Annotated in this window: 17 protein-coding genes and 1 tRNA gene; 11 read left to right on the forward strand and 7 right to left on the reverse strand. The window is 43.7% G+C overall.

Translation table 11 applies throughout. The features are described from left to right. Positions 1-52 precede the first annotated feature (52 nt). From C511_RS0115145 to C511_RS0115155, 3 genes are read left to right on the forward strand one after another with little or no spacing between them, the layout of a single operon-like run. A complete protein-coding gene (locus tag C511_RS0115145; protein WP_034782600.1) occupies positions 53-1,078 on the forward strand; it encodes an efflux RND transporter periplasmic adaptor subunit in 1,026 nt (341 codons plus the stop codon). Continuing rightward, positions 1,075-4,173 carry an efflux RND transporter permease subunit gene (locus C511_RS0115150; RefSeq protein WP_024997210.1) on the forward strand — a complete coding sequence of 1,033 codons (3,099 nt, stop codon included), beginning with the start codon at positions 1,075-1,077 and terminating at the stop codon, positions 4,171-4,173. Before C511_RS0115145 ends, C511_RS0115150 begins: the two co-directional genes overlap by 4 nt. Before the next feature lie 40 nt (positions 4,174-4,213). Next, a complete protein-coding gene (locus C511_RS0115155; protein ID WP_024997209.1) occupies positions 4,214-5,482 on the forward strand; it encodes a TolC family protein in 1,269 nt (422 codons plus the stop codon). 3 nt (positions 5,483-5,485) lie between these two features. Here the strand turns inward: C511_RS0115155 and C511_RS0115160 are convergent, their stop codons facing one another. From C511_RS0115160 to C511_RS0115185, 6 genes are all read right to left on the reverse strand, one after another. Further along, a complete protein-coding gene (locus C511_RS0115160; protein ID WP_027318365.1) occupies positions 5,486-6,358 on the reverse strand; it encodes a helix-turn-helix domain-containing protein in 873 nt (290 codons plus the stop codon). A 164-nt stretch (positions 6,359-6,522) separates the two neighbouring features. Further along, entirely contained in the window at positions 6,523-8,847 is a 2,325-nt protein-coding gene (locus C511_RS0115165) for a TonB-dependent receptor (protein WP_024997208.1), read from the reverse strand. A 53-nt stretch (positions 8,848-8,900) separates the two neighbouring features. Then, positions 8,901-9,245, reverse strand: a complete 345-nt coding sequence (locus tag C511_RS17625) for a hypothetical protein (RefSeq protein WP_027318366.1) — start codon at positions 9,243-9,245, stop codon at positions 8,901-8,903. A 44-nt stretch (positions 9,246-9,289) separates the two neighbouring features. Further along, positions 9,290-9,775 carry a GAF domain-containing protein gene (locus C511_RS0115175; protein WP_024997206.1) on the reverse strand — a complete coding sequence of 162 codons (486 nt, stop codon included), beginning with the start codon at positions 9,773-9,775 and terminating at the stop codon, positions 9,290-9,292. A gap of 12 nt (positions 9,776-9,787) precedes the next feature. After that, positions 9,788-11,527 carry a bifunctional metallophosphatase/5'-nucleotidase gene (locus C511_RS0115180; protein ID WP_024997205.1) on the reverse strand — a complete coding sequence of 580 codons (1,740 nt, stop codon included), beginning with the start codon at positions 11,525-11,527 and terminating at the stop codon, positions 9,788-9,790. A gap of 19 nt (positions 11,528-11,546) precedes the next feature. Further along, positions 11,547-13,466, reverse strand: coding sequence for a sensor histidine kinase (locus tag C511_RS0115185; RefSeq protein WP_024997204.1), 1,920 nt, complete (start codon positions 13,464-13,466; stop codon positions 11,547-11,549). 110 nt (positions 13,467-13,576) lie between these two features. On the opposite strand from C511_RS0115185, the gene C511_RS0115190 reads away from it, so the two are divergent. Both C511_RS0115190 and C511_RS0115195 read left to right on the forward strand, forming a co-directional pair. Beyond that, entirely contained in the window at positions 13,577-15,703 is a 2,127-nt protein-coding gene (locus C511_RS0115190) for a Tex family protein (RefSeq protein WP_024997203.1), read from the forward strand. Positions 15,704-15,827: 124 nt separating this feature from the next. Then, positions 15,828-16,871 carry a leucine-rich repeat domain-containing protein gene (locus tag C511_RS0115195; RefSeq protein ID WP_024997202.1) on the forward strand — a complete coding sequence of 348 codons (1,044 nt, stop codon included), beginning with the start codon at positions 15,828-15,830 and terminating at the stop codon, positions 16,869-16,871. Positions 16,872-17,224: 353 nt separating this feature from the next. On the opposite strand, the gene C511_RS0115200 is transcribed toward C511_RS0115195, so the two are convergent. Beyond that, complete coding sequence (locus C511_RS0115200) at positions 17,225-18,844, reverse strand: ABC-F family ATP-binding cassette domain-containing protein (RefSeq protein ID WP_024997201.1); 1,620 nt, start codon at positions 18,842-18,844, stop codon at positions 17,225-17,227. Positions 18,845-19,078: 234 nt separating this feature from the next. On the opposite strand from C511_RS0115200, the gene C511_RS0115205 reads away from it, so the two are divergent. The 6 genes from C511_RS0115205 (at position 19,079) to C511_RS0115230 (ending at position 24,879) form a co-directional block, all read left to right on the forward strand. Further along, the gene (locus C511_RS0115205) at positions 19,079-19,687 is read left to right on the forward strand and encodes a nucleotide exchange factor GrpE (protein WP_024997200.1); all 609 of its coding nucleotides are present in this window, start codon (positions 19,079-19,081) and stop codon (positions 19,685-19,687) included. Between the two features lie 3 nt (positions 19,688-19,690). After that, a complete protein-coding gene (dnaJ, locus tag C511_RS0115210; RefSeq protein ID WP_024997199.1) occupies positions 19,691-20,866 on the forward strand; it encodes a molecular chaperone DnaJ in 1,176 nt (391 codons plus the stop codon). Between the two features lie 216 nt (positions 20,867-21,082). Continuing rightward, positions 21,083-21,155, forward strand: a tRNA-Thr gene (locus tag C511_RS0115215). Between the two features lie 324 nt (positions 21,156-21,479). Further along, the gene (gene cas6 / locus C511_RS0115220) at positions 21,480-22,151 is read left to right on the forward strand and encodes a CRISPR-associated endoribonuclease Cas6 (protein ID WP_024997198.1); all 672 of its coding nucleotides are present in this window, start codon (positions 21,480-21,482) and stop codon (positions 22,149-22,151) included. A gap of 21 nt (positions 22,152-22,172) precedes the next feature. Beyond that, positions 22,173-22,739: a hypothetical protein gene (locus C511_RS0115225; RefSeq protein WP_027318367.1), complete on the forward strand. Its 567-nt coding sequence runs from the start codon at positions 22,173-22,175 to the stop codon at positions 22,737-22,739. After that, on the forward strand, positions 22,726-24,879 hold the full coding sequence (locus C511_RS0115230) for a CRISPR-associated helicase/endonuclease Cas3 (RefSeq protein WP_027318368.1): 2,154 nt from the start codon (positions 22,726-22,728) through the stop codon (positions 24,877-24,879). The genes C511_RS0115225 and C511_RS0115230 overlap by 14 nt, the downstream gene beginning before the upstream one ends. Position 24,880 lies beyond the last annotated feature (1 nt).

Here is a 24,880-nt window from a genome sequence, read left to right on the forward strand (position 1 = left end):
GCACCATCTTTGCAGCAAACAAATTACATAAAACTAAAGAATACAAATTATTATGAAGTTAGCTGCGTATACAGGCATTTTCTTAAGTGCCCTGATCTGGATAAGTTGTTCAGGAAAAAAAGACGAAAATCAAGCAATACGGGCTGTACCCGTGAAAGTGGTCAAGGTGTCGGAATCATCCTACATGAACAGCCGAAACTATGTGGGAACAGTGGAAGCCGTTTCCTCCTCTTCACTCAGCTTCGAGGTAATGGGAAATGTAAACAAAGTCTTCGTTACCGAAGGAGAAAATGTACAGAAAGGTAAACTGTTGGCAACGCTCGATAAGGCCACGTTGCAAAACTCATATAACGCATCTCTGGCCAGCTTGAAAGAGGCACAAGATGCATACAACCGTATGAAGTCGCTCTATGACAACGGGAGTTTGCCCGAAATGAAATGGGTAGAGGTACAAAGCAAGTTGCAACAAGCTGTAAGCATGGAACAGATTTCACGCAAGAGTTTGAAGGATGCCGGTTTGCACGCTCCTTTTAGTGGGGTTATTTCAAGCAAAAGCATTGAACCGGGTATGAATGTCATGCCGGGTATTGAGGTAATGCAACTGGCAGACATCAGTACGGTAAACATTAAAATTGCAGTTCCCGAAAAGGAAATTTCCCGCGTGAACAAAGGGCAACAGGCTGAAGTAAGAGTCGGTGCATTGGGCGATAAGCTGTTTACAGGTGTAGTGTCCGAGAAAGGTATTGCCGCCAATCCGCTGGCACATACTTATGAAGTTAAAATCAAGTTAAACAATACCTCACACGAGCTGATGCCGGGAATGGTGTGCAAAGTGGGTGTACACAGTCGCGAAACAGAGGCAGGTATTGTGTTGCCTACCCATACCGTACAGTTACAACCTGATGGAAAGAAGTTTGTGTGGGTGGTTAAAGATAATGCAGCTTCGCAACGCATGGTAAATACAGGAGATTTGACCGCAGAAGGTGTGATAATCACTGCCGGACTACAACCGGGCGATGAAGTGATTGTTTCGGGAAATCAAAAGGTAAGTGAAGGAACTAAGATTGCAGTCAAATGAAAAAGAAACTAGGTTTTATAGAGTGGGCTATAAGATACAGGCAGATAGTGATTCTAATCACTACCCTGTTAGTGGGGTTCGGCGTGTACGGACTTTACATGATGCCCAAACAGGAGTTCCCTTCATTTACAGTAAGGCAGGGACTGGTAGTGGCGGTTTATCCGGGTGCTACATCGGACGAGATAGAGGAGCAGGTGACCAAACCCTTGGAAAACTTCATATTCAGCTACAAAGAGGTGAAGAAACGAAAAACATATTCGCGTAGCCGAGACGGAATAGTCTTTATCAACGTAGAGCTAAACGACAATGTAAAGAACAAAGATGAATTCTGGTCGAAGTTTAAACATGGAGTGGAGCAGTTTAAAAGCAGTCTGCCCGCCGGAGTATTGGCATTGCAGGTAAACGACGACTTCGGTGAAACAGCAGCCATCCTGATTACGCTGGAATCTGACCAAAAAACCTATCGGGAACTGGAACGTTACCTGGAAGGATTGGAAGATAAGCTGCGCACAGTAGATGCTGTAGCCAACCTGCGTCGTTATGGATTGCAAAAGGAACAAATCAGCGTGTATCTGGATCAAAAGAAGCTCAGCATGTATGGCATTGACGCAAATACCATGGGGCTGAACTTACTCACGCAGGGCTTCACCACCATGAGTGGCGAGGTAGATAATAAAGCGTATGTAGCACCTATACACATTGCCAGATCGTACAACCGTGACCGTGACATTGCTGAACAGATTGTCTATTCTGATCCGTCGGGACATGTCATCCGATTGAAAGATGTAGCACGTATCACCAGAGAATATCCGGATCCAGACTCATACATCCGCAACAACGGTAAGAAGTGTATTTTACTGTCGATGGAGATGAGACAGGGCAACAACATTGTGCAAATGGGCAAGGAAGTGGATCAAATACTGGAGGCTTACAAACAATCACTGCCGCAAGAAGTAAAAATGTATAAGATTACAGATCAGGCACAGGTGGTGGGCGATTCGGTAAGTACATTCCTCAAGGAGTTGCTCATTGCCATTGTAGCCGTAATCTTGGTTGTCATGGCACTAATGCCTCTAAAGGTAGCCTCGGTAGCAGCATCTACCATTCCTATCTCCATATTTATCTCTCTGGGACTGTTTTATGCGTTTGGCATCGAGCTCAACACGGTAACACTGGCAGCGCTCATTGTAACGCTGGGTATGATTGTCGACAACTCCATTGTGATCATTGATGCATATCTGGAGAAAATTGGCGAAGGAGTATCTCGCTGGCATGCAGCCATAGCCAGTGCACGAGAGTTCCTGAAGTCGATCTTCTCGGCTACACTCGCCATCAGTATCACGTTTGTACCTTTCTTGCTTACCACCAAAGGCATGATGAATGACTTTTTGCAGTCGTTTCCCTGGGCCATCAGCCTCATCTTAGGCATTTCGCTGCTGGTAGCCGTACTACTGGTGCCGTTTATGCAGTATTATTTTATACGAAAAGGACTGAAAACGGATGCTAAAAAGAACAAGAAGAGTTTTCTGGACGTCATTCAAGCCAAATATGATCAGCTGCTGGATCTTTGTTTCCGCTGGCCTAAAACAACATTGGGTTTGGGAGTAGCCAGTGTAGTATTCGGGGTACTACTCTTCGGACAACTACCACAGAAGTTGATGCCTATTGCCGAGCGTAACCAGTTTGCTGTTGAATTTTACTTGCCCGCCGGTACCGCCATAGAGCAAACAGCTGCTGTGGCTGACAGCATGGAAAGCATTCTCAGAAAGGATAAACGGGTGGTTTCGGTAACCTCCTTCATCGGTGAAGGTTCTCCCCGCTTCCACACCTCGTACGCACCGCAACTACCTGGAAATAACTTTGCACAGTTTATTGTGAATACGCAGGGCAACGAAGCCACAGTGGAACTACTCGATGAGTATGCCGATAAGTATACCGATTATTTCCCCAATGCCAGGTTGCGGTTTAAGCAACTCGACTATTCGGAAGCTGCCAGTCCTATTGAGGTACGAGTTAGCGGCGACAGTCTCACCGACCTCAAAGCAGCTGCACAAGTGGTAATGAAGCGTTTGAAAGCTATGCCCGATTTGCGGATGGTACGAACAAACTTTGAAGATCCTCTGCCGGGAGTGCGCATCCGATTAGATGAAGACGAAGCAACTCGTCTGGGTGTAAACCGTACCTTCTTAGCCATGAACATGGCAACCAACTTTGGCGATGGCATGCCGCTTACTACGGTATGGGAAAAGGATTACCCGGTTAAAGTGGTACTCAAAACCGACAAGAACGGTAAGGAGGCCGACTACAATGATGTGCCCGATGTGTACGTACCTGTTTGGGGAGGGGCATCATACGTGCCGCTCCGACAAGTAGCCAAGGTGGAGAGCGACTGGACCGAGGGGCAGATTGTAAGGCGAAACGGGGTGAGAACCCTATCCATAACAGCCGAAGTTGCCCGGAATGTAAACATAACAAGTGCCACGCAAGAGGTACAAAAAGCCATGAAAGAGCTTTCGTTACCCGAGGGAACCACTCTTTCGTATGGTGGTGATCTGGAATCGGATGCAGAAACATTACCTCAAATCATTGGTGCTTTGGCTATTGCCATCGTCATCATCTTCTTTATTTTGTTGTTCCACTTCAGGCGCATCAACATGGCACTGCTTATTATGGCAGCCATCACACTTACGCTACTAGGAGCAGCACTGGGCATCTGGCTGGTTGGGGTAGATGTAAGTGTAACTGCTGTGTTGGGTATCATCAGTTTGATGGGTATCTTGGTGCGTAACGGCATCATCATGCTCGACTATGCCGAGGAGCTTCGACAAGTACATAAAATGAGTGTTTTTGATGCTGCTCTACAAGCAGGAAAACGACGCATGCGTCCCATTTTCCTCACATCGGCAGCTGCTTCTATGGGGGTAGTTCCCATGATCTTGGGAAAAAGTTCCCTGTGGATGCCTATGGGTACGGTCATTTTCTTTGGAACGCTGATTTCCATGGTATTAGTGGTAACGGTATTACCGGTAGCTTACTGGATGTTGTTCCGCAAAGCCGACCGCAAAGGAGTGCAACGTATGGCCGCTAACAGTTAAGAATGTATATCGGCTTGGTTTAATAATAAAATGAAATAAGATGAGACATCAAATTATAGGATTCTGTCTTTTCCTGATGGTATCCGTATCGGGAAGTGCGCAGCAAGCATATTCGCTGGCACAATGCAAAAAACTAGCATTGGAGAACAACGCACGAATGAAGAATGCGCGTTTGGAAGTAAGCAGCGCCCGACAAACAAAGGAAGAAGCGTTTACCAATTTCTTTCCTTCTTTGAGTGCCAGTGCACTGGGCTACAACGCTAACCAACCGCTTGTAGAAGCTAATTTAGGTGGTATGCCGCTAGCGCTACTAAAGAATGGCATTGTGGGCGACATTACCGTTACGCAGCCTTTGTTTGCCGGCGGACAAATTGTAAATGGTAACAAATTGGCTCAATTGGGTGTGGAAGTCAGTAGGTTCAAACAAGAACAGTCTGAAAAAGAAGTGCTGCTTACCACTGAGGTTTATTATTGGCAGATTATATCTTTGAACGAAAAGTTAAAGACACTTGCCATAGTAGAGCAGTTGGTGAATAGCCTATACAAAGATGTAGATGCTGCTGTAAAGGCGGGAGTAAAGAACCGAAACGATTTGTTGCAAGTACAGCTTCGTAAGAATAGTGTGGCTAGTGACCGCCTGCAACTGGAAAACGGATTGAAGCTAAGCCGGATGTTGCTGGGACAGTATGTGGGACTCAAAGCCGACAGTCTTAGTCTTGAATCGGTCTCTTTCGATGAACCGGCCAGTCCGGAAAAGCTTCGCACAGATCACGGTGCAGCCTTGCTCACCACACCCGAGTATCAACTGCTGGCAAAGAATGTGGAGGCCAACCGCCTGCAACAAAAGATAACGGTAGGCAAGTACTTACCCACCGTGGGTGTTGGCGCTAGTTATATGTACGATGATCTGATGGATAAGGACAACACCACTGCGATGGTGTTTGCCAAAGTGTCAGTACCCATATCCGACTGGTGGGGCGGTTCGCACGCCATCAAGAAACAGAAGTTCCAAACCATGATGGCGCAAAACGAACAGCGTAATAACTCCGACTTACTGCTCATTCAGATGCAAAAGTTGTGGAACGATGTGGAAGAGTCATACAAACAGGTAAAGCTGGCAGAAGAGTCGGTCGTTACGGCTACGGAAAATGTACGGTTGAACACCAATTACTATCAAGCAGGAACTACCACGCTGAGTGATTTGCTTGACTCGCAACTATTGTTGCAACAAAGCCGTAACCAACACACCGATGCCTACACGCAATACCTGATCAAACAAACACAATACCTCCAAGCAACAGGCAGGTGATAGTTATTGCCTGCGGTATTCTTTAGGTGACATACCCGTGTGGTGTTTGAAATATTTGCCGAAAAACGACTGATTAGCGAAGTGCAAAGCTTCGGAGATTTCCTGAATACTTCTCTCCGACGAGCGCAACAGCGCTTTGGCTTCTAAGATAACGAAATCGTCGATCCATTCGCCGGCCGTTTTTCCGCTTATTTCCTTCACCACACGTGACAGGTGTTTGGAAGTCAGAAAAAGTTTATTGGCATAGTAATTCACGCTGCGCTCCTTGCGAAAGGTTTCTGAAAGCACACGCAGAAACTGCTCAAAAACCTCTTCTTTGCGATTCTCCGTCACATCAATATGAGGTGTTTTGTGCCGATACAGGTTATAGAATTCATAAAACAACGAGAGAATGATACCCTGACAAATTTCTTTCTTATAAAAGTTATCGGCATGAGCTGCTTTGCGGAAAAGCATGCTGTAGTATTCCACCAGCACATGCATCTCTTCATTGGTAACGGTTATGTTGGGCTGATCTTTGAGGAAGAAGAAGAAAGAAAGCATGTCTTTCATCTGTGGAAAAATAGTATCCATGATAGGACGAGACACCACAATAAAGAGAGCGGAAAAGTCCTCACTAACCTCCAGACTCTGCAAAATCTGTTCGGGAAGAGTTACCAATACGCTCCCACCTTCCAGTAGATATTCTTTAAGATTGATACCCAACTTCCAGCTTCCATCCACACATACAATAAGGATGGCTGAATCCATACGCTCGGGTTTATCGCCCAGCTGCAAGGAGCTCAGATCATTAAACAGTGCAAAATCGTTATCTTTAACTTGTTCTTCCAGTGAATTACGTAACGTAGAAAAATCGATATGCGGTATCTTTGGCATAGAGTCATGTTATTTTTGCAAACATACACATTATTCGGGAAATAACAAGAAACTGCCCTCTCAAAGAATGTAAAATAAGAAAGCCACCGCAAACAGCCCATCAGGAAACGGAACAGTAAGCAGTAGCTTTTATCAGTGATTACACCCCTCAAAAGGGTGTTTTCTTAATTAAAAATCTTCACTCCAAAGAAATAAGTACGAGGTTGTGTAGGACCATAGAAATAGCCTGCATCACGCATCACACCCTGATCCAAATCCTTCTGGAAACTATTGAATGCATTCTGTATGCCGGTATTGAACTGCATCTTCACCTTATCTTTCAAGGTAACGGTGTAGTTCAGTTTGAGGTTCACAGTTAGGAAGTCGGGCGATGTTTCCATGCGTGATTTCTCAATGTATCCTGCCATGTGGGGCACCTGCATTTCACCGGTGTACACACCCGATAAAGAAAAATCAAAGTTCTTCAACGGTGCAGAGGTGAAGGTGAAATAACCGTAGTAATCGGGTGTACGGGTCATCTTCTTGGTGAACAGAGCTTCCTCGTCATCACCGGTCCATTGTTCCGCTGTTTTGTAACGGCTACGTTGTGCAGTAAAGCCTAACTGGAACTGTGCTTCCTTGCCGTGTGCCAACTTAGCATCCATATTAACCCCGTACACACGAGCACCTTTACCGTTACGACGTTCTTTGATTTTATCGCCGTTGGCATCCTTACCTATCTCTTCGAGCACAAATACGTGGTTAAGGTCGGTATAAAAACCTTCGAGCAATAGATTAGCCTGCCAGTGTCCCAGGTGAGCTGTCCAGTCTACCGACCCGCTGTAGCTGTTAGAGCGCTCTTCGCGCAAACCATCGGCCAGTACAATCTTCACCCCTTCTCCACCTACGGCGGTAACGTGCAAATCTTCGTCATAAGCCTGCGGTGCACGGAATCCGGTAGAATAAGTTAAACGCGCCTGAAAATCTTCAACCGGCTTGTAAAGTAAGTTAACGCGCGGGCTAAAGATCACCTTATCAATCAGGTTATGCTTGTCCACACGAGCACCAGCCAGCAAAGTAAGAAGATTCATCTTCCACTCACTTTGAAGGAATCCACCTGCTATGCGCACCTTTTGTTTCATGTCGCGATGGTAACCGGTCATCACATCATGCAAGGCATTGTTTTGGTACTCAGCTCCGGCAGTCAGCGTAGCCGGTGAAAACAACAAATGATCCATGTTACTTACAAACATAGCACCTGCCACCCAGGTAAGATCATCTGTTTTACCATAAGCATTGAGATCCTGCTGCGCACCGTAATAACTGTTGCGGTCAACATGCTGCACAGAACCGTAAACAGAGAGCTTCTGCTTGTACTCGTTAAAGAACTGGTCGTAACTCAGTCCGCCGCTATTTATAATATGTTTAGTCTGCTCGGTAATATCGGCTTCGTGCGGTTGATAGTCAAACTTATTACCTCCGCGACGAAACTCATTGGTTGTGTGATACTCCAAGTTGATGCGGCTGTATTGTGACGGACGGTAATAAGTACGCAACCCGAACGTATTCATGTTAAGCTTACCCAGTTCCGAAAATCCGTCACCATCGGAATCATAAGGATTACGGTTGCGGTAAGCCTGATACAATGCAATGCCGTACGTGTTATCACTCGACACCAGTGATGCATTGGCACCCATGTACTGCTCCCACGACTTACCGTTCATGTTCGATAGGGTACTTGACACCTGGAACGAGTTATTAATAGGATCTTTCGTGATGATATTGACCGTTCCGCCCACAGCGTTAGCGCCAAACAAAGCCGAACCTCCACCGCGTACTACTTCCACGCGTTCAATCATGTTCACCGGGATTTGTTCCAGTCCGTACACCCCTGAAAGCGCACTGACTACCGGGCGACTGTTAATCAATATCTGCGAATAAGGACCCTCCAGACCGTTGATGCGCACTTGCGGGAAACCACAGTTCTGGCAGTTGTTCTCCACACGCAAACCCGATTGATAATCGAGGCTCTTGGCTAAGTCGGTAGAGTTTACCATCTCAAACAACTTGGTACTCATCACGTTAACCACCACAGGAGCTTCCTTGCGGCTTACTTCGTTGCGATTGGCCGAAACCACTACCTCATCGGTTACAAAAGCCTCTTCACCCAAAGCAAAGTTAGTCTCCACAGGTTTCTCACTGTCGAGCACCACTTCTCTCTCTTCAGTGCGATACCCCATAGCCCGAACACGAAGCCGGTGACGCCCCTTGCCCAAATGGTTTATTTCAAACTCACCGTGTTCATTGGTAACCACTCCACCATCCAGACCAATAATCTGTACGGTAGCATAAGGCAACTCTTCTTTGCTTCCTTTGACAATCACTTTGCCTTTAACAAGGCATTTACCTCTTCCGCGACCACGATCTTCCTTTACCGGATTATCGGGCGTAACGGCTAAAGCACTCATACCTGCACACAGCAGCATGAGCACAACAATTAATTGTTTCATTTATATTTTATTTCTTTATGTACTAAACTAAATTTGACTAAAATACAACGGGATTATAGTACACAAAAAGGAGGAGCCCGGAAAGAGGGTATTTGAAAGAATGATTGTGAAACATGAGCTAATAACCTTTCCTGTTCCAAGGAAAATAAGACCCGGAAGAAAGGTTTAAAGTCGTACGTAATATGATTTTCGAGGGTAACGGCATGAGACAAGCGGTCGATAACCACCAGTTCACTTTTGGTGTGCTTATGCTTGCCGTCGAAAGGGTGAGAGTGCGTTATCATCACCCCATTTACGTAGTGTACGTGGGTAAACATCGAAATGCTTGCCTGGTACACTGTAAACAGCGTAAGGAGGAAGAAGGGCAGTAATACCTTTTTAAACAACGTTGCTCTCATGTCCTTATTGTTTGAGAGCGCAAAGATATAACTTTTAAACCGAATTACTTTGTAACCTTTGCAACAATTTCATCGCAAAGATATTCCAGATACTTTTTGTCGGTTTCATCAAAGAATGCCAATGCCTCACTATCCACATCGAGCACACCCCACACCTTATCGTCAACCATAACGGGAACAACAATCTCCGATCGCGAAAGCGAGCTGCAAGCTATGTGACCGGGAAAAGCATCCACATCGGGAACCAGCTGCGTAACAGCCTCTTTCCAGGCAGTGCCGCACACCCCTTTTCCGTATCGGATACGGGTACAAGCCACCGGACCCTGAAACGGTCCCAGCACCAGCTGATCTTCTTTCACCTGATAAAAGCCCACCCAGAAAAAGTGGAACGTGCTTTTCAGCGCAGCACAAATATTGGCTAAATTAGCCGTCACATCCGTTTCACCATCAACCAATCCTTCTATCTGAGGAATGAGCGATTGGTATTTCTCTTCTTTGCTACCTTCTGCTATCTGTAAATCTTCTGCCATATCCGTACCTAATTATTCGCGGTTAAACAACAAACGTCCGTCTCTCTTGGCTGCCGGAACAGTCCACTCCTCGGGAATAAACTTCCATTGGTGCAAAGCTTTGGGTACAATCGTATCTTTTTCATCAATATACTGCATGAGGTAATACCGCAAATCTTTGTCTGTTGAACTGACCAAGCGTTTGGTTAAATCCTCCGCGGTGAGTCCGGCACCTTTGGTAAGCAATTCTCCTCCCCCGTTACCACGGTACGAATTGAGTGCAACCTTATACATCTTATCCATGCTGAAAGGTTTACCGTTGGCCATGCTCACAATGGTAATCTTACTACCTTTGGGCTTGGTAACATCTACCGTATAAATAATGCCGGCTGCCGAATCGAAGTTGAAACTGTAATTCTTAAAAGTACTCCGGTCATCGTGTCCGCTGAAATTGTCGTTCAGCCACAGTAAGTGATCCCAGGGAGATTTCATCTGATTTGTCCACCAGTAATAAGATTCTTCGAGGTAATTCTTAATCTCTTTACCCGAAAGCATCATGGTATAGAGCATGTTTTCATACTTGTACAAGTTAAACATATCACCGACACGAACATCCCCTTTATTAATCTTTGCATCGAAAGAAAGCGGCGCGGTAAAAGAAATTTCCGCTCCGGATATTTCAAGTTGCAGTTCATGTATGAGGTCAACGAAGGCCGAAGGACCCAAGTACGCCTCCCACGAACTAATGGTTTTCGTAAAGTAACCGATTCGCTTAGACACAAACTCATTCAAAGCAGTAAACTGCGGGCTGAACTTAGCCATAAAATCGGGGCAAGGAGTAAAAGCATTCATATCGGTAAGTTCCCCTTTCACCTCCATATCCCTAACACGGCCATGTTTCACTTTCACCTTTACCGTAACATTGCTCACCAACTCAGCATTATTGGCCGGATCAATAATCAATACCGAATCACCTTTTACGTTAGCTATCTTTTTGCAATCGGCTATGTGATCGTGCCCAATCATCACGATATCAAAACCCGGCACGTTGCGTGCCACGTCAAGCGAAGCATTTTCCTTGTATTTGCCGCCAATCATCATCGACTCCTGTCCGGCGTGAAACAGACCAATCACAATATCCGGACGCTCTTTATCGCGGATCACCTTCATCCACTTGCGGGCCGACTCTTCCATGTCGTCAAACCGCAATCCGTGCCACAAGTTTTCGGAAAGCCAGGCAGGAATGGCCGGAGTGATAAGTCCCAATATCGCGATCTTAATCCCCGAACGTTTCATAATGGTATAAGGAGGAAGATAAGGTTCACCGTCGGAAGTACGAATAATGTTGGCACCCAACACAGGGAAATTGCACTCGTTAATCCAGCGGTCATACACATTGTGTCCGGTTTCCACGTCGTGATTTCCCATATTGCCTACATTGTAACCCATGTAGTTCATCATGTCCGCACAAACATGAGTCGATACGGTATCAATGTAGTTATAATAATACGAAGACGGCTGTCCCTGAAGAATGTCTCCGTTATCCATAAGAACCAGATTCTCACCGTAGTGCTGGCGTTCCTTCTTCACAAAAGCCGCCACACGTGCCATACTACCAATCCAGTCTTTCTGTAACGTAAAACTATATGGGAAGTAGTTTCCATGCATATCACTCGTTTGCACAAATTTCAGATCAATGACCTTTTCCTGCGCCTCCATAGCAGAGGCCGACAATAAGAAAGCCAATGAACCGACAATAACCTTTAACTTCATATTATTTTTGATTACTTATTTATTTAACGATAGGGTGAGTAAACACAAAACGTGCCCCTTTACTATAGGCAGGATCCACCCAAATTTCCCCTCCCCATTTTTGTATTATCAATTTGCAGATAGACAGACCCAGTCCGGTACCCTGAGCAAAGTCGTTTAGTTTTATAAAACGTTCAAAGACAACCTGTTGTTTCTCCTGTGGAATGCCACAGCCGGTATCGGCTACGGCAAACTCAATGAACGACTGATTCACGCTGACCTCAAGCGTAATAGTTCCCTGTTTGGTAAACTTATCGGCATTAGAAAGCAAATTGAGGATAACCTGTTGCAAGTACTGTACTTCCACCTTAGCCACGTAACTCTCCAGAGAGGAAGCGAAACGGAAATGATTTTCCGAGCTATCGGCAAAGTTCAGCGAAAGCAATAACTGGTTGCAAAATTCAACGACATCACACTCCTGATATTTAAACTCAACGTTCTCGCTTTCCAGCGTAGACACCTCAATGATGTCATTAATCAGTTTAAGTAATAAGTCCGAATTGCGTTGAATGATACTCATGTATTGCTTTTGCTCCTCGGGTGTATACCCTCCGCCAAGCAACACTTCTGAGAAACCGACTATAGCATTAAGTGGAGTACGTATTTCATGGCTGATGTTCGCCAGGAAAGATGACTTTAAACGACTGGCCTCTTCCGCAGCCTCTTTGGCAACACGCAACTCCTGTTCGGAAACCTCCAGAGAGTCTTTTAATTTTTTGGTGCGCAGGAAGAACCAAAGCGAAGAGATAAACCCGATAACTAAAAAAAGCAGGAATGCAACAAACGCCCAAAGATGATATTTGTACTGTTCGTACAACGTAAGCGGCTTATTGATGAAACGATAATCGTTGCCATTCAACACATTGAGTGAAAGCTTTCTGTCATTCACGCGAATGTAATCAAACATCATCTGATTCTCCACGAAATTGGCTTTCATATCATAGTTCTTGGGCTTCTCCAGAACCTCAACAGCTTCGCGAGCTAGCGAACGGCCAAAAATAAAATACGTAGGCATGACACCTCCCAACGCCCAACTGCCAAAACCGGCGTTCGAAAGGGTGAACACCGGAAGTTCAGGATTGGCGTCCATCATCACATAAGAAGCATTGCGCATAAAGAATTCACCCTTCGCATCAATTTTCCATGCTCCAATCAATAATACAGTATGGGGTGGAAGGCTGCGCAGCTCGTCAACAATGGTATACAGCGTGTGATGTCGCCCATCAAGTTGAATCAACCGCAGATCTTCGTATTTGGTCATTTCCTGCCGAACGAATGCCTGAAGCGCCACACCACCGTAGCTGTTATCAGACAAGAAGGCAATATTTTTAGTTTGAGGGTATAGCTTTCTGATTAGCGAGATATTTGCATCTACATCATAGTTATACAAATACCCACCACGAATGGGATAACGCACCTTACCGTCGGACACATCAATGGAACGAGGTTGCCAGTTGGCTGCCCGGGCACTGTCAACCGGCAGATCGATGATGCGTCTGCTCACCATGCCACATATCACCGGGATGTCTTTCAATAATGGATTTTCCTGAGATTGATAGGAGATAAAAGCCTCCTGCCCTACCAGAACTATGAGACGAGGACGTAATGAATGAATATACTTATCGAGAATAGCCTGCATGCGTCCTTTCCACTTAGGTGATTCCTGAAAGCTTTGACAGTTCATGTTTTCTATCACCACATTCTCTGTTCCACCCAACCTCCGATACTCATCCATAAACTCCGAGATGTTATTGGAAGTTCCTTGTGCATCGGCATTATAAGAATTTATAATTAGTATATTGGGACGGACAGCCGCCAAAACTGCACTCGCCGGATGAACGAGTAAGAATACCAGAGCAAGCGATAGCAAATATTGCTTATTAATACTAAACTTTGCCATTAGGGAGGGGGTATATCTTTATTATTTCATTTGCAAATATAGCATATTTTTGCATTTTCAAAAAGATTAAATGAATATATTTGCAAACAAATCCCATAAAACATAAAAAAATGAAAAATTACCAGTTGCTGATTTCCACAGCACTCAACATAACCGAAAGACAAGTGGAAAGTACACTTAATCTGCTCAACGAAGGGGCTACAATACCCTTTATAAGTCGTTACCGTAAGGAAATGACCGGCGGATTGGATGAAGTACAGATTGGAAATATCAAAGAACGATACGACAAATTATGTGAAATCACCAAAAGAAAAGAAACAATCATTAACACAATAGAAGAGCAGAATAAACTAACTCCCGAGCTTAAAAAGAGAATAGAAGAAACGTGGGAAAGCAGTACGCTGGAAGACATATACCTTCCGTATAAGCCCAAAAGAAAGACAAAAGCCGAGATAGCCAGACAGAAAGGACTGGAGCCTTTGGCCATTACGCTTATGATGCAAAGGGAAAATAACCCGGAAGAAAAAGCTGCTCAATTTCTAAAAAATGGGTTAAAAGATATAAACGAAGCCATCAAAGGCGCACAAGATATTGTAGCTGAGATGGTTAATGAAGACGAACAGGCACGTAACACGGTGAGAAACCTTTTCGGTCGTCAGGCTGTGATCTCTTCCAAAGTGATCAAGGGTAAGGAGGAAGAAGCTATTAAATACCGCGATTACTTCGACTTCTCGGAACCGTTGAAGCGTTGCAGTTCGCATCGACTGCTTGCCATCCGCAGAGGAGAATCGGAAGGCTTGCTCAAGGTAAGCATCAGTCCGGACGACGAAGAGTGCGTTGGCCGACTGGAACGTATGTTTATACGTAGTAACAATGCATGTGCACGTTACGTTGCCGAGGCATTGCAAGATGCATACAAACGCTTGCTGAAACCTTCCATAGAAACCGAGACGGGAAATCTCAGCAAAGAAAAGGCTGACGACGAAGCCATACGCGTGTTCACAGAAAACCTGAAACAATTGTTGCTGGCTGCTCCCCTGGGACAGAAAAGAGTGTTGGGTATCGATCCGGGATTCAGGACCGGCTGTAAGGTAGTATGTCTGGATGCACAAGGTAACTTGTTGCACAACGAAAACATATACCCTCATCCGCCGGTGAACAAAACAGGAGAAGCTGCTTCCAAAATCAGGAAGATGGTGGAGGCTTATAACATAGAAGCCATAGCCATCGGCAACGGAACGGCAAGTCGCGAAACGGAAGAGTTTATCACCAACCAGCAATTCGACCGCAAGTTACAGGTTTTCGTGGTGAGCGAACAGGGTGCATCCATCTATTCGGCTTCGAAAGTGGCGCGCGACGAATTTCCCGATTACGATGTAACGGTAAGAGGGGCCGTGTCTATAGGCAGAAGACTAATGGACCCGCTGGCCGAGCTGGTTAAGATTGATGCCAAATCAATCGGTGTGGGGCAATATCAACACGATGTAGACCAAACCAAGCTGAAGAAAGCACTCGATCAAACGGTGGAGAATTGTGTGAACCTGGTCGGCGTAAACCTGAACACGGCCAGCAGTCACCTGCTTACTTACATTTCGGGTTTGGGACCTCAGTTGGCGTTGAACATCACCAACTACCGGGCAGAGAACGGTGCGTTTGCATCACGCAAGGAACTGATGAAAGTTCCCCGCATGGGTGCCAAGGCGTTTGAACAATGTGCCGGTTTCCTGCGTATACCCAACGCCAAAAATCCGCTCGACAATACCGCTGTGCATCCTGAAAGTTATCACATCGTAGAGAAAATGGCCAAAGACCTGGGGTGTACCGTTGCCGAACTAATAGCCAACAAAGAGTTAAGGGGGCGCATCGACTTGAAACAGTACATCACTTCAACGGTGGGACTGCCAACACTGAACGATATCATGCAGGAGCTCGACAAGCCGGGAAGAGATCCGCGAGAAACGGCCAAAGTGTTTGAATTCGACAGAAGCATACGTACACTCGACGATTTACGCGAAGGAATGATACTGCCCGGCATCGTGGGCAACATCACCAACTTCGGCGCTTTTGTTGACCTGGGCATCAAGGAAAACGGATTGATACACCTCTCGCAAATGGCCGACAGGTACATATCCGATCCTTCCGAAGTAGTATCCATTCATCAGCACATCACGGTGAAGGTACTCAGCATAGACAAAGAACGCAAACGCATACAACTCACTTTAAAGGGAATAGAGTAAGTCACAAATCCTTTTGAAATACAATAGTTTGTTAACACGGTAAGCAAATTAGCTATAAAATACAAAAAGCTAATTTGCTTACTGAACTATATTGCTATATTTGTCTAAACATTTATTTTGTACCATGAAAAGAAGACATCTATTAGTCGTTTTAATGATTGTGACGGGTGCTGTTAACTCAGTAGCCCAAGTGAGTAAGACCTTCTTCGTGAGCAAAGCCGGACAGATGATTTCCGCACTGACCGAAGAAGAGGCTCGCAGCGTAACACACCTCACGCTTACCGGCAAAATTAATGCAATCGACTTCAGGCATCTTCGTGATGAATTTAGCAGCCTGGAAGTTTTAGACATATCGAATGCAGAGATAAAGATGTATATGGGTAAAGACGGCACGTACCCCGATAAGTTCTACGTGTACCCTCCCAACTGCGTTCCGGCTTATGCCTTCTGCAAACAAGAAAACGGAGCATACAAAGGCAAAACCACGCTGCGCAAAGTGGTGCTTTCCGAAAAGACGCGCAACATTGAAGATGGTGCATTCAAAGGATGCGAACAACTTAGCATCTGCCAGATAAAGAAGAAAACCCCTCCCAACCTGCTGCCCGAAGCATTGGCTGACAGTGTAACCGCTATCTTCGTACCGCTGGGCTCTAGTGACGGCTATCGCCTGAAGAAGAGATGGGAAAACTTTGCCTTTATTGAAGGCGAACCGGTGGAAGCCACCATTCAGGTAGGACTAATGAGCAGTTTGGAAAACGAAATTATGAAAGCAGGCTTTCAGCCGAAGAACATTAACTTCCTCACCGTGGAAGGTAAACTGGACAATGCAGACTTTAAACTGATACGCGATTACATGCCCAACCTGGTTTCCATTAACATGGAGAAGACCAATGCCACCGTTATTCCCGAATTTACGTTTGCACAGAAGAAATATTTGCTACGCATGCAACTGCCTGCACACCTGAAATCCATTGGTCAAAGAGCTTTCAGCAATTGCAGCCGCCTGAGCGGAACGCTCGAGTTGCCCGAAACGGTAACAGCCATTGAGTATGGTGCCTTTATGGGATGCAGCAACCTACATTACGTAGTAGCAAAGGGAAATCGCATCACTACATTGGGCGATAACCTGTTTGGCGAAGAGAATAGCAAGCTCGTTTATAAGAGATGAACCGCTCATTCCTCATAAAATGAATGAAAAAAAGTATCACCAAGTATCACCAACCTTGTAGCGACTTGATAATCAGATTATTAGGTGTGACACTTGGCTAAAAAAAAGTGTCACCAAGTATCACCAAGTATCACCAACTTTTTTGCATTGATTCCTTACAATATAATGCTAACTAAACCCTTTAGATAGAGGATTTCAGTTAGCATGCTTACCTGATTTATTTTGCAGGTGAGCAATTTTCGTCTCCACCCGGATCTACACATTTCGTACACCCCGGTGTACGATAGCAATACACCCGGATGTACAGCATGTGTACACCCGGGTGTATAAAAGATTTTGTAACGAGCAAATCGTTATCCCTCACCGTACATTCTGGTACGAATCTCCTTGATGTGGTCCGATGTAATATAATCATCATATTCCATCATCTTATCAATCACACCATTCGGTGTAAGTTCAATCACACGGTTGGCCACTGTCTGAATAAACTCGTGGTCATGTGAGGAGAAAAGTATATTACCCTTGTAAGTTTTCAAGTTATTGTTGAAAGCCTGAATAGATTCCAGGTCAAGGTGGTTGGTCGGTGTGTCAAGTATAAGACAGTTGGCGCTTTTCAGCTGCATGCGCGCAATCATACAACGCATCTTCTCACCTCCCGAAAGCACGTTCACCTTCTTCAGAACCTCTTCGCCCGAGAAGAGCATACGCCCCAGGAACCCTTTCATGTACACCTCGTTGCCCTCGCCAAACTGGCTCAACCAGTCTACCAGGTTCAAATCGGTATTAAAATATTCTGTATTATCAACCGGCAAATAAGCCGTAGTAATGGTTACACCCCAGCTGAAATGACCACTATCGGCCTTCATCTTATCGTTAATGATTTGAAAGAAAGCAGTCATGGCACGCGGGTCTTTCGACAAGAACACAATCTTGTCACCTTTCTCCACGTTGAAGTTCACATCACTGAACAGCACCACACCATCTTCCGTCTTCTTGCTCAAGCCCGAAACCTCCAGAATCTGGTTACCCGGTTCACGTTCGGGAGTAAAGATGATACCCGGATACTTGCGTGAAGAAGGTTTGATTTCCTCCACATTAAGCTTTTCGAGCATTTTTTTGCGGCTGGTAGTTTGCTTACTTTTTGAAACATTGGCACTGAAACGACGAATAAACTCTTCCAATTCCTTCTTCTTCTCTTCAGCCTTAGCCTTTTGGTTTTGCTGCTGACGCAGTGCCAGCTGACTGGATTCGTACCAGAAACTATAGTTACCGGCAAACATATTAATCTTACCGTAATCAATGTCCACCGTATGCGTACAAACCGAGTCGAGGAAGTGACGGTCGTGACTTACCACCAACACCGTATGTTCAAAATTAGCCAGATACTCTTCCAGCCACATAACCGTTTCCATGTCGAGGTCATTGGTAGGCTCATCGAGCAACAGATTGTCGGGATTACCATAAAGAGCCTGTGCCAGCATGACACGCACCTTTTCCTTACCACTCAAATCGCCCACTAAAACGTAGTGCTTATCCTCCTTCACTCCCAGTCCGCTAAGCAACATGGCAGCATCACTCTCGGCATTCCATCCGTCGAGTTCAGCAAATCTCTCTTCAAGCTCAGACACCTTGAGCCCGTCTTCATCTGTAAAATCTTCTTTGGCATACAGCACTTCACGCTGCTTCATGATATCCCAAAGCACACTGTGCCCCATCATCACGGTATCCATTACCGTAAAGGCATCCCACTTAAAGTGGTCCTGGCTTAAAACGGACAAACGTTCGCCCGGACCTTGCGTGATTGTTCCCGTTGTTGGGTCCAGATCACCGTAAATAGTACGTAAAAAAGTTGATTTTCCGGCACCGTTGGCACCGATAATGCCGTAGCAGTTACCATTGGTAAATTTGAGGTTTACATCATTAAACAATACCCTTTTACCAAACTGTACCGATACATTTGAAACTGTAATCATTCTATAGTTTTTTGTTATTTAGTTCCTATCTCAATCTGATTCGGCGGCAAAGGTAGTTATTTTTAATGAATTATAGCGCATGCCGGGGGTGTCAATCTGACATAAAAGCATTACCTTTGCCGGCCGTAATGGCAACTTATGTTAATTGGCAAAGTTTTTGTTGGCTAAAAAGCAGACATTCTGTCCTGCATAGGGCAACATTCATGAATTACAATGAAAAATAATACAATAAATATGGATCCAAAAGAAAAAGAAACCCTTAACGAAGAGCAGTTAAATACAGAAGAAACAACGGATTGTACAGACGCACCGCAACAAGAAGCGGCTGCCACTGATACAAACCAAAACCAAGGTGAAGAAACTCCCGTTCTGTCGGTAGAAGAAGAATTGGCGCGCCAGCTGGAAGAAGCCAATGCAACCATCGAAGAGCAAAAAGACAAATACCTTCGCCTGTCTGCCGAGTTCGACAACTACCGCAAAAGAACACTCAAAGAGAAAGCCGAGTTGATTTTAAACGGTGGCGAGAAAAGCATCAGCAGCATCCTGCCCGTTATCGACGATTTGGAGCGTGCCATTAAAACAATGGAATCGGCAACCGATGTGCAAGCCGTAAAAGAAGGAGTTGAACTTATCTACAGTAAGTTCATGGGCATTCTCGGGCAGAATGGAGTGAAAGTTATTGAAACAAATAACCAGATTCTCGATACTGATTACCATGAGGCTATCGCTGTAATCCCCGCACCGTCTGAAGAACTGAAAGGCAAAATTCTGGATTGCGTGCAGACGGGATATGTACTGAACGAAAAAGTAATCCGTCACGCTAAAGTGGTTGTAGGAGAATAAGTTATGGAGAAAAGAGATTATTATGAAGTGCTTGGCGTCAGCAAGGACGCTACGGCCGACCAGATAAAAAAGGCATACCGCAAAAAGGCCATTGAGTTCCATCCCGACAAAAACCCGGGAGACAAAACGGCAGAAGAGAAGTTTAAAGAAGCTGCCGAGGCATACGATGTTTTGAGCAACCCCGATAAGAAAGCCCGTTACGATCAATTCGGACACGCGGGCATGGGCGGTGCAGCCGGCAACGGCGGGCCGTTTGGCGGTGGCTTTGGTCAGAACATGTCTATGGACGACATTTTCTCTATGTTTGGCGATATATTTGGTGGACATTCAGGCTTCGGAGGCGGCTTCGGAGGCTTTGGCGGTGGCGGTGGTGGCCAGCAGCAGCGTCGTTTTCGCGGTTCCGACTTACGTGTGAAGGTGAGACTCAACCTGAAAGAGATTGCCAATGGCGTTGAAAAGAAGTTCAAACTGAAGAAATACGTGCCTTGTTCGCACTGTCACGGCAGCGGCGCAGAAGACAACAGCGGTTCGGAAACCTGTCCAACCTGTAAGGGAAGCGGAACGGTGATACGCAACCAGCAAACCATTCTGGGCACGATGCAAACCCGCACTACCTGTCCTACTTGCGGTGGCGAGGGCAAGATTGTGAAAAACAAATGTAAGCATTGCAACGGAGACGGCATCGAGTATGGCGAAGAAGTGGTATCTGTAAACATCCCCGCAGGAGTAATGGAAGGCATGCAGCTGTCTATGCAAGGAAAAGGTAACGCCGGAAAACGAAACGGCATACCGGGCGACTTGCTTATTCAGGTAGAAGAAGAAGCGCATCCCGAACTGATTCGTGACGAAAACGACTTAATTTATAATTTGCTGCTGAGCGTACCTACAGCGACTTTGGGTGGTGCGGTTGAAATTCCTACCATCGACAGCAAAGTAAAGGTAAAAATTGATCCGGGCACACAGCCGGGTAAGGTTCTGCGCCTTCGTGGCAAAGGATTACCCTCGGTTAACGGTTACGGCACAGGCGACCTCTTGGTCAATGTAAGCGTATACATTCCCGAAGCGCTCAGCAAGGACGAGAAAGCGGCATTGGAGAAACTGGAAGGTTCAGACAACTTCAAGCCCAGCAGCGGTGTGAAGGAAAAAATATTCAAGAAGTTCCGGAACTTCTTCGATTAACGAATAGATAAAAGTTGCCCAACTTTTTTAAATTGTTGGCCAACTTTTCAAAATTGCAGGCCTGAGATTTTTATTTCTAGGCCTGCATTTTTTTTATCCTGCATCAACTTGTTTTTCAACGCTTTACGGGTATTTTCTAAAAAAAGCAGAAACTTTTTTCTAAATTAAGGCACGCTATTTAATATAATATTATAAATTTGCAACCGTAAAATTCAAGCCGATATAGCTCAGTTGGTAGAGCAACGCATTCGTAACGCGTAGGTCGCCGGTTCAAGTCCGGCTACCGGCTCAACTATGAAACACAGATCTTTAGTCAATAATACTATTCTCACTATCAAACAAACCGATTTTCCATACACATCATATCTTACCTCTACGAACTTCTTATTTATGTTTCTAAACATAAATAAAAAAAGATCAAAAGCCACAAACCGTAACATTTTATTTCACTACATTTGTAATTGAATCATAACAATTCAACAAAAAAGGATATTACAAACATAATATACTTAATTCACGCAACTGGTTTCATCTTGTAAATATTGACTAAAAGTTAATTGATAGTTCTTTTAATCAATCTAATTAGATAATAACTTTTAATACTAAAAAAGACATGAAAATTTGCATACAAACATCCCCTAATTCTTCTGTAGTACCATTTAATTACCAACAAAAACTTGTTGGAACAATTCACAAATGGTTAGGCGCTAATGAAATACATGATAAAATTTCACTATATTCTTTTTCTTGGTTACTAGGTGGAAAAAAATCAGATCAACAAGGCTATACTTTTCCTAATGGAGCGAAGTTCTTTGTTGGCTTTTATAACGACGCATACCTTAGGTTATTAATAAGAAGTATTCTATCTGATCCATTGATGTTTTGTGGACTAGAAGTTAGAGATATTACAATTGTTGATGAACCCACTTTTTCAGAAGATGCAGAGCTGTTCCGATTAACCTCTCCTATATTCATAAAACGGTATCATGATGAAAGTAAAAGACACAAATATTACTTCTTTGATAACAAAGAAAGCAGTGAACTGATGACAGAAACATTGCAGCACAAAATGAGAATAGCAGGATTACCCGAAGACACCACGTTGAAAATCGAATTTGATCAAAGTTATGATCATAAACAAATAAAAATGGTAACTATCCACGGTGTAAAAAGCAAAGCTAATATGTGTCCAATTATTATTCATGGAAGTCCACAAAGTAAATTATTTGCATGGACAGTAGGAGTTGGAAATTCTACCGGTTCTTCTTTCGGTTCTCTATTATAAAAACTAAGAATATATAATATCATGAAATACTATGTTGTTAAATATTCAGGCTCTTTTGGCTTTATCAAGCCTTGGTCTGCAGTTAGAGACGCCAGTGGCGGTGAAACTTATTCTCAGCAATTCCTAACTCCCTCAATTATTGAAGGTATAAGGCAAAAGCTTGAAGTGACAAGTATATTGAGGCATAGATTAAGTTATGCCGGTATGGACATACAACAAGAAGTTGTTCAAGCCAAAGCATGGACAAAGAAAGGAAAGGAATATATAAAAAAACGCTCTATTCTTAAGCGCGGCATAATGCTCTACCCCTCTTTATATTTAGCTTTTAGCCACCATGAAGATGCACTCAAAGCCACAGTACAACATATTTGTTTATGTAGAAATGAAGATCTGCTTTTGCCAGATGCTTCCATTCTAGAAATGTCTCAAGATCAGTTTGACCAGCTTGATGGATATGAACTTCGCTTTGAAAAGAATCAAAATTCGTTCCTTGTTGGATATAATCGATTTAAAGATAATGAAGAGATGATAGGTTATATTGAGATAGTTGGCAACCCTATTCAAAAAGAACAATATGAGCAGCTATAATCATATATTAGCAAAAAGTATAGAAAATGGCGGAATGACACTAGAATCTCATTTAGGTTCAGTTGCCTCATTTGCTGTATTAGCAGCTCGTCATGCCGGAATGGATATTGAGATAGCCCGTCAGGGCGCATTATTACATGATATAGGTAAAGCTAGCATTGTGTTCCAAAGAAGATTGAAAAATAGACCATCACCATTAGAATTACCTTTCCGTCACGAAATAGCCTCCCTTTTTTTCTTAAAACTTTCACATCCTGAGCTATGGCCTTTTATGGTAAGCATGATTATTGCTCATCACAAATCAATTTACAAAGATATTTCCACGACAGGAATTATCGATTTAGATATTGAATACAAAGAAGATATTCTTCAGTTTCACTTAACAGGTTTCTCATCATGGGTAGCGGATGCCTTAGGGATTTTGACTAATCTAAATTTTCCCGGTGTTACTCACGAAACAGTCATTACCGAAGATGACGCACGTGAAGCATATTTTTTTGCTTTAGATTATTGCAAAAAAAGTCCCAAAGGATGGTCACCATGGAAAGGACTATTGATAGGCGCTGATCATATAGCTTCTGCTGTTGGAGACTTCAAAGAGAATGTACCTATTTTGTTTGCTACACCCAATGTAGATTATTATAACAGAAAAGGAGATTTGTATCCATTATCTCTTATTGATTCAGATAAAGCCAAGAAGCATACTTTTGTAAAGGCACCAACAGGGGCGGGAAAAACAGATTTTCTTATCAAACGTTGTCAAGATCGTATCTTTTACACGTTACCTTTTCAAGCCTCTATTAATGCTATGTATGAACGTATTTTACATGATTTAGGAGACCACGTAGAAGATATTCGTTTATTACATTCTATATCGCAGCTTGTAATCGGTGAAGAACATATCACAAAAAAAGTAATACAGGATAAGTTTGGCGCATCAATAAAAGTCTTGACTCCGCATCAACTTAGTTCTATCGCTTTTGGCACAAGAGGATATGAATCTATTTTATTTGATCTGCAAGGATCTGATATTATTCTGGATGAGATTCATACGTATTCAGATATTATGCAATCCATCGTATTAAAGATGGTTGAAATACTAAAGCACGCAGGGTGTAGAATTCATATAGGCACTGCCACCATGCCTTCTGTTTTAGAGGAAGCGATTTTTGAAATATTAGGAAAAGAGGATGTGCAATATGTGCAATTACCAGATGCTATATTAACTTCTTTCAATCGGCATATAATATATAAGACAACAACATTCACCAATATACTTCCTGTTCTTGAAGATGCAATAGAACAAAAAAAGAAAATATTAATAGTATGCAATCGGGTTTCCAATGCACAAATCCTTTTTGAGCGAATGGAGGAATTTTATCCTAAAATCGCAAAAATGTTGATTCATAGTCGCTTCAAGAGAGGAGATAGAAATCGTCTTGAAAAAGAATTAAAAGATGTATATAATATAACTCCACATGCTTGTATTGTGGTTGCAACACAGGTGGTAGAAGTCAGTCTGGATATCAGTTTTGATTTAATGATAACAGAAACAGCTCCTATCGACGCACTAATTCAGCGATTTGGAAGAATAAACAGAAAACGTACTGCTGATACTATTGGTAAATATAAACCTATTTACGTAATAGCGCCACCAGAGAAAAACTCCGATTGTTTACCTTATAATCCTAAAGTATTAAAAAATAGCTTTGATGTACTTCCCGATAATGGTGAGCTTCTGAAAGAAACTGAATTACAATCATTAATAAATAGTGTATATCCTGAAATAGAGAGACTTGATATTGATTTGGATGCAGTATTTGTCAATGAAAAATGGCGATTAAAGGAGCTTTGTCATCTTCCCAAATCGGCATTGATAGAGAAACTTGACATTGATTCTGTTGCATGCATTACACAGGAAGATGATGAAACCGGGAAATACAGAAATGCAAATAAAGAAGAAAGAATTTTGATGGAGATTCCTGTTAGATACAACTCTTTGCGATGGAAGAATTTGAAACAATTGGATATCGGCACCCATCCATTTATCATTCCGGACATTGCCTACTCTTCGGAAAGAGGTCTAGATCTGACAAAGGTAGGTCCCCAGAATTATGACACTAATTATCAAATATGGTAGC

It is taken from the genome of Bacteroides graminisolvens DSM 19988 = JCM 15093 (assembly GCF_000428125.1).
Lineage (GTDB): Bacteria > Bacteroidota > Bacteroidia > Bacteroidales > Bacteroidaceae > Bacteroides > Bacteroides graminisolvens.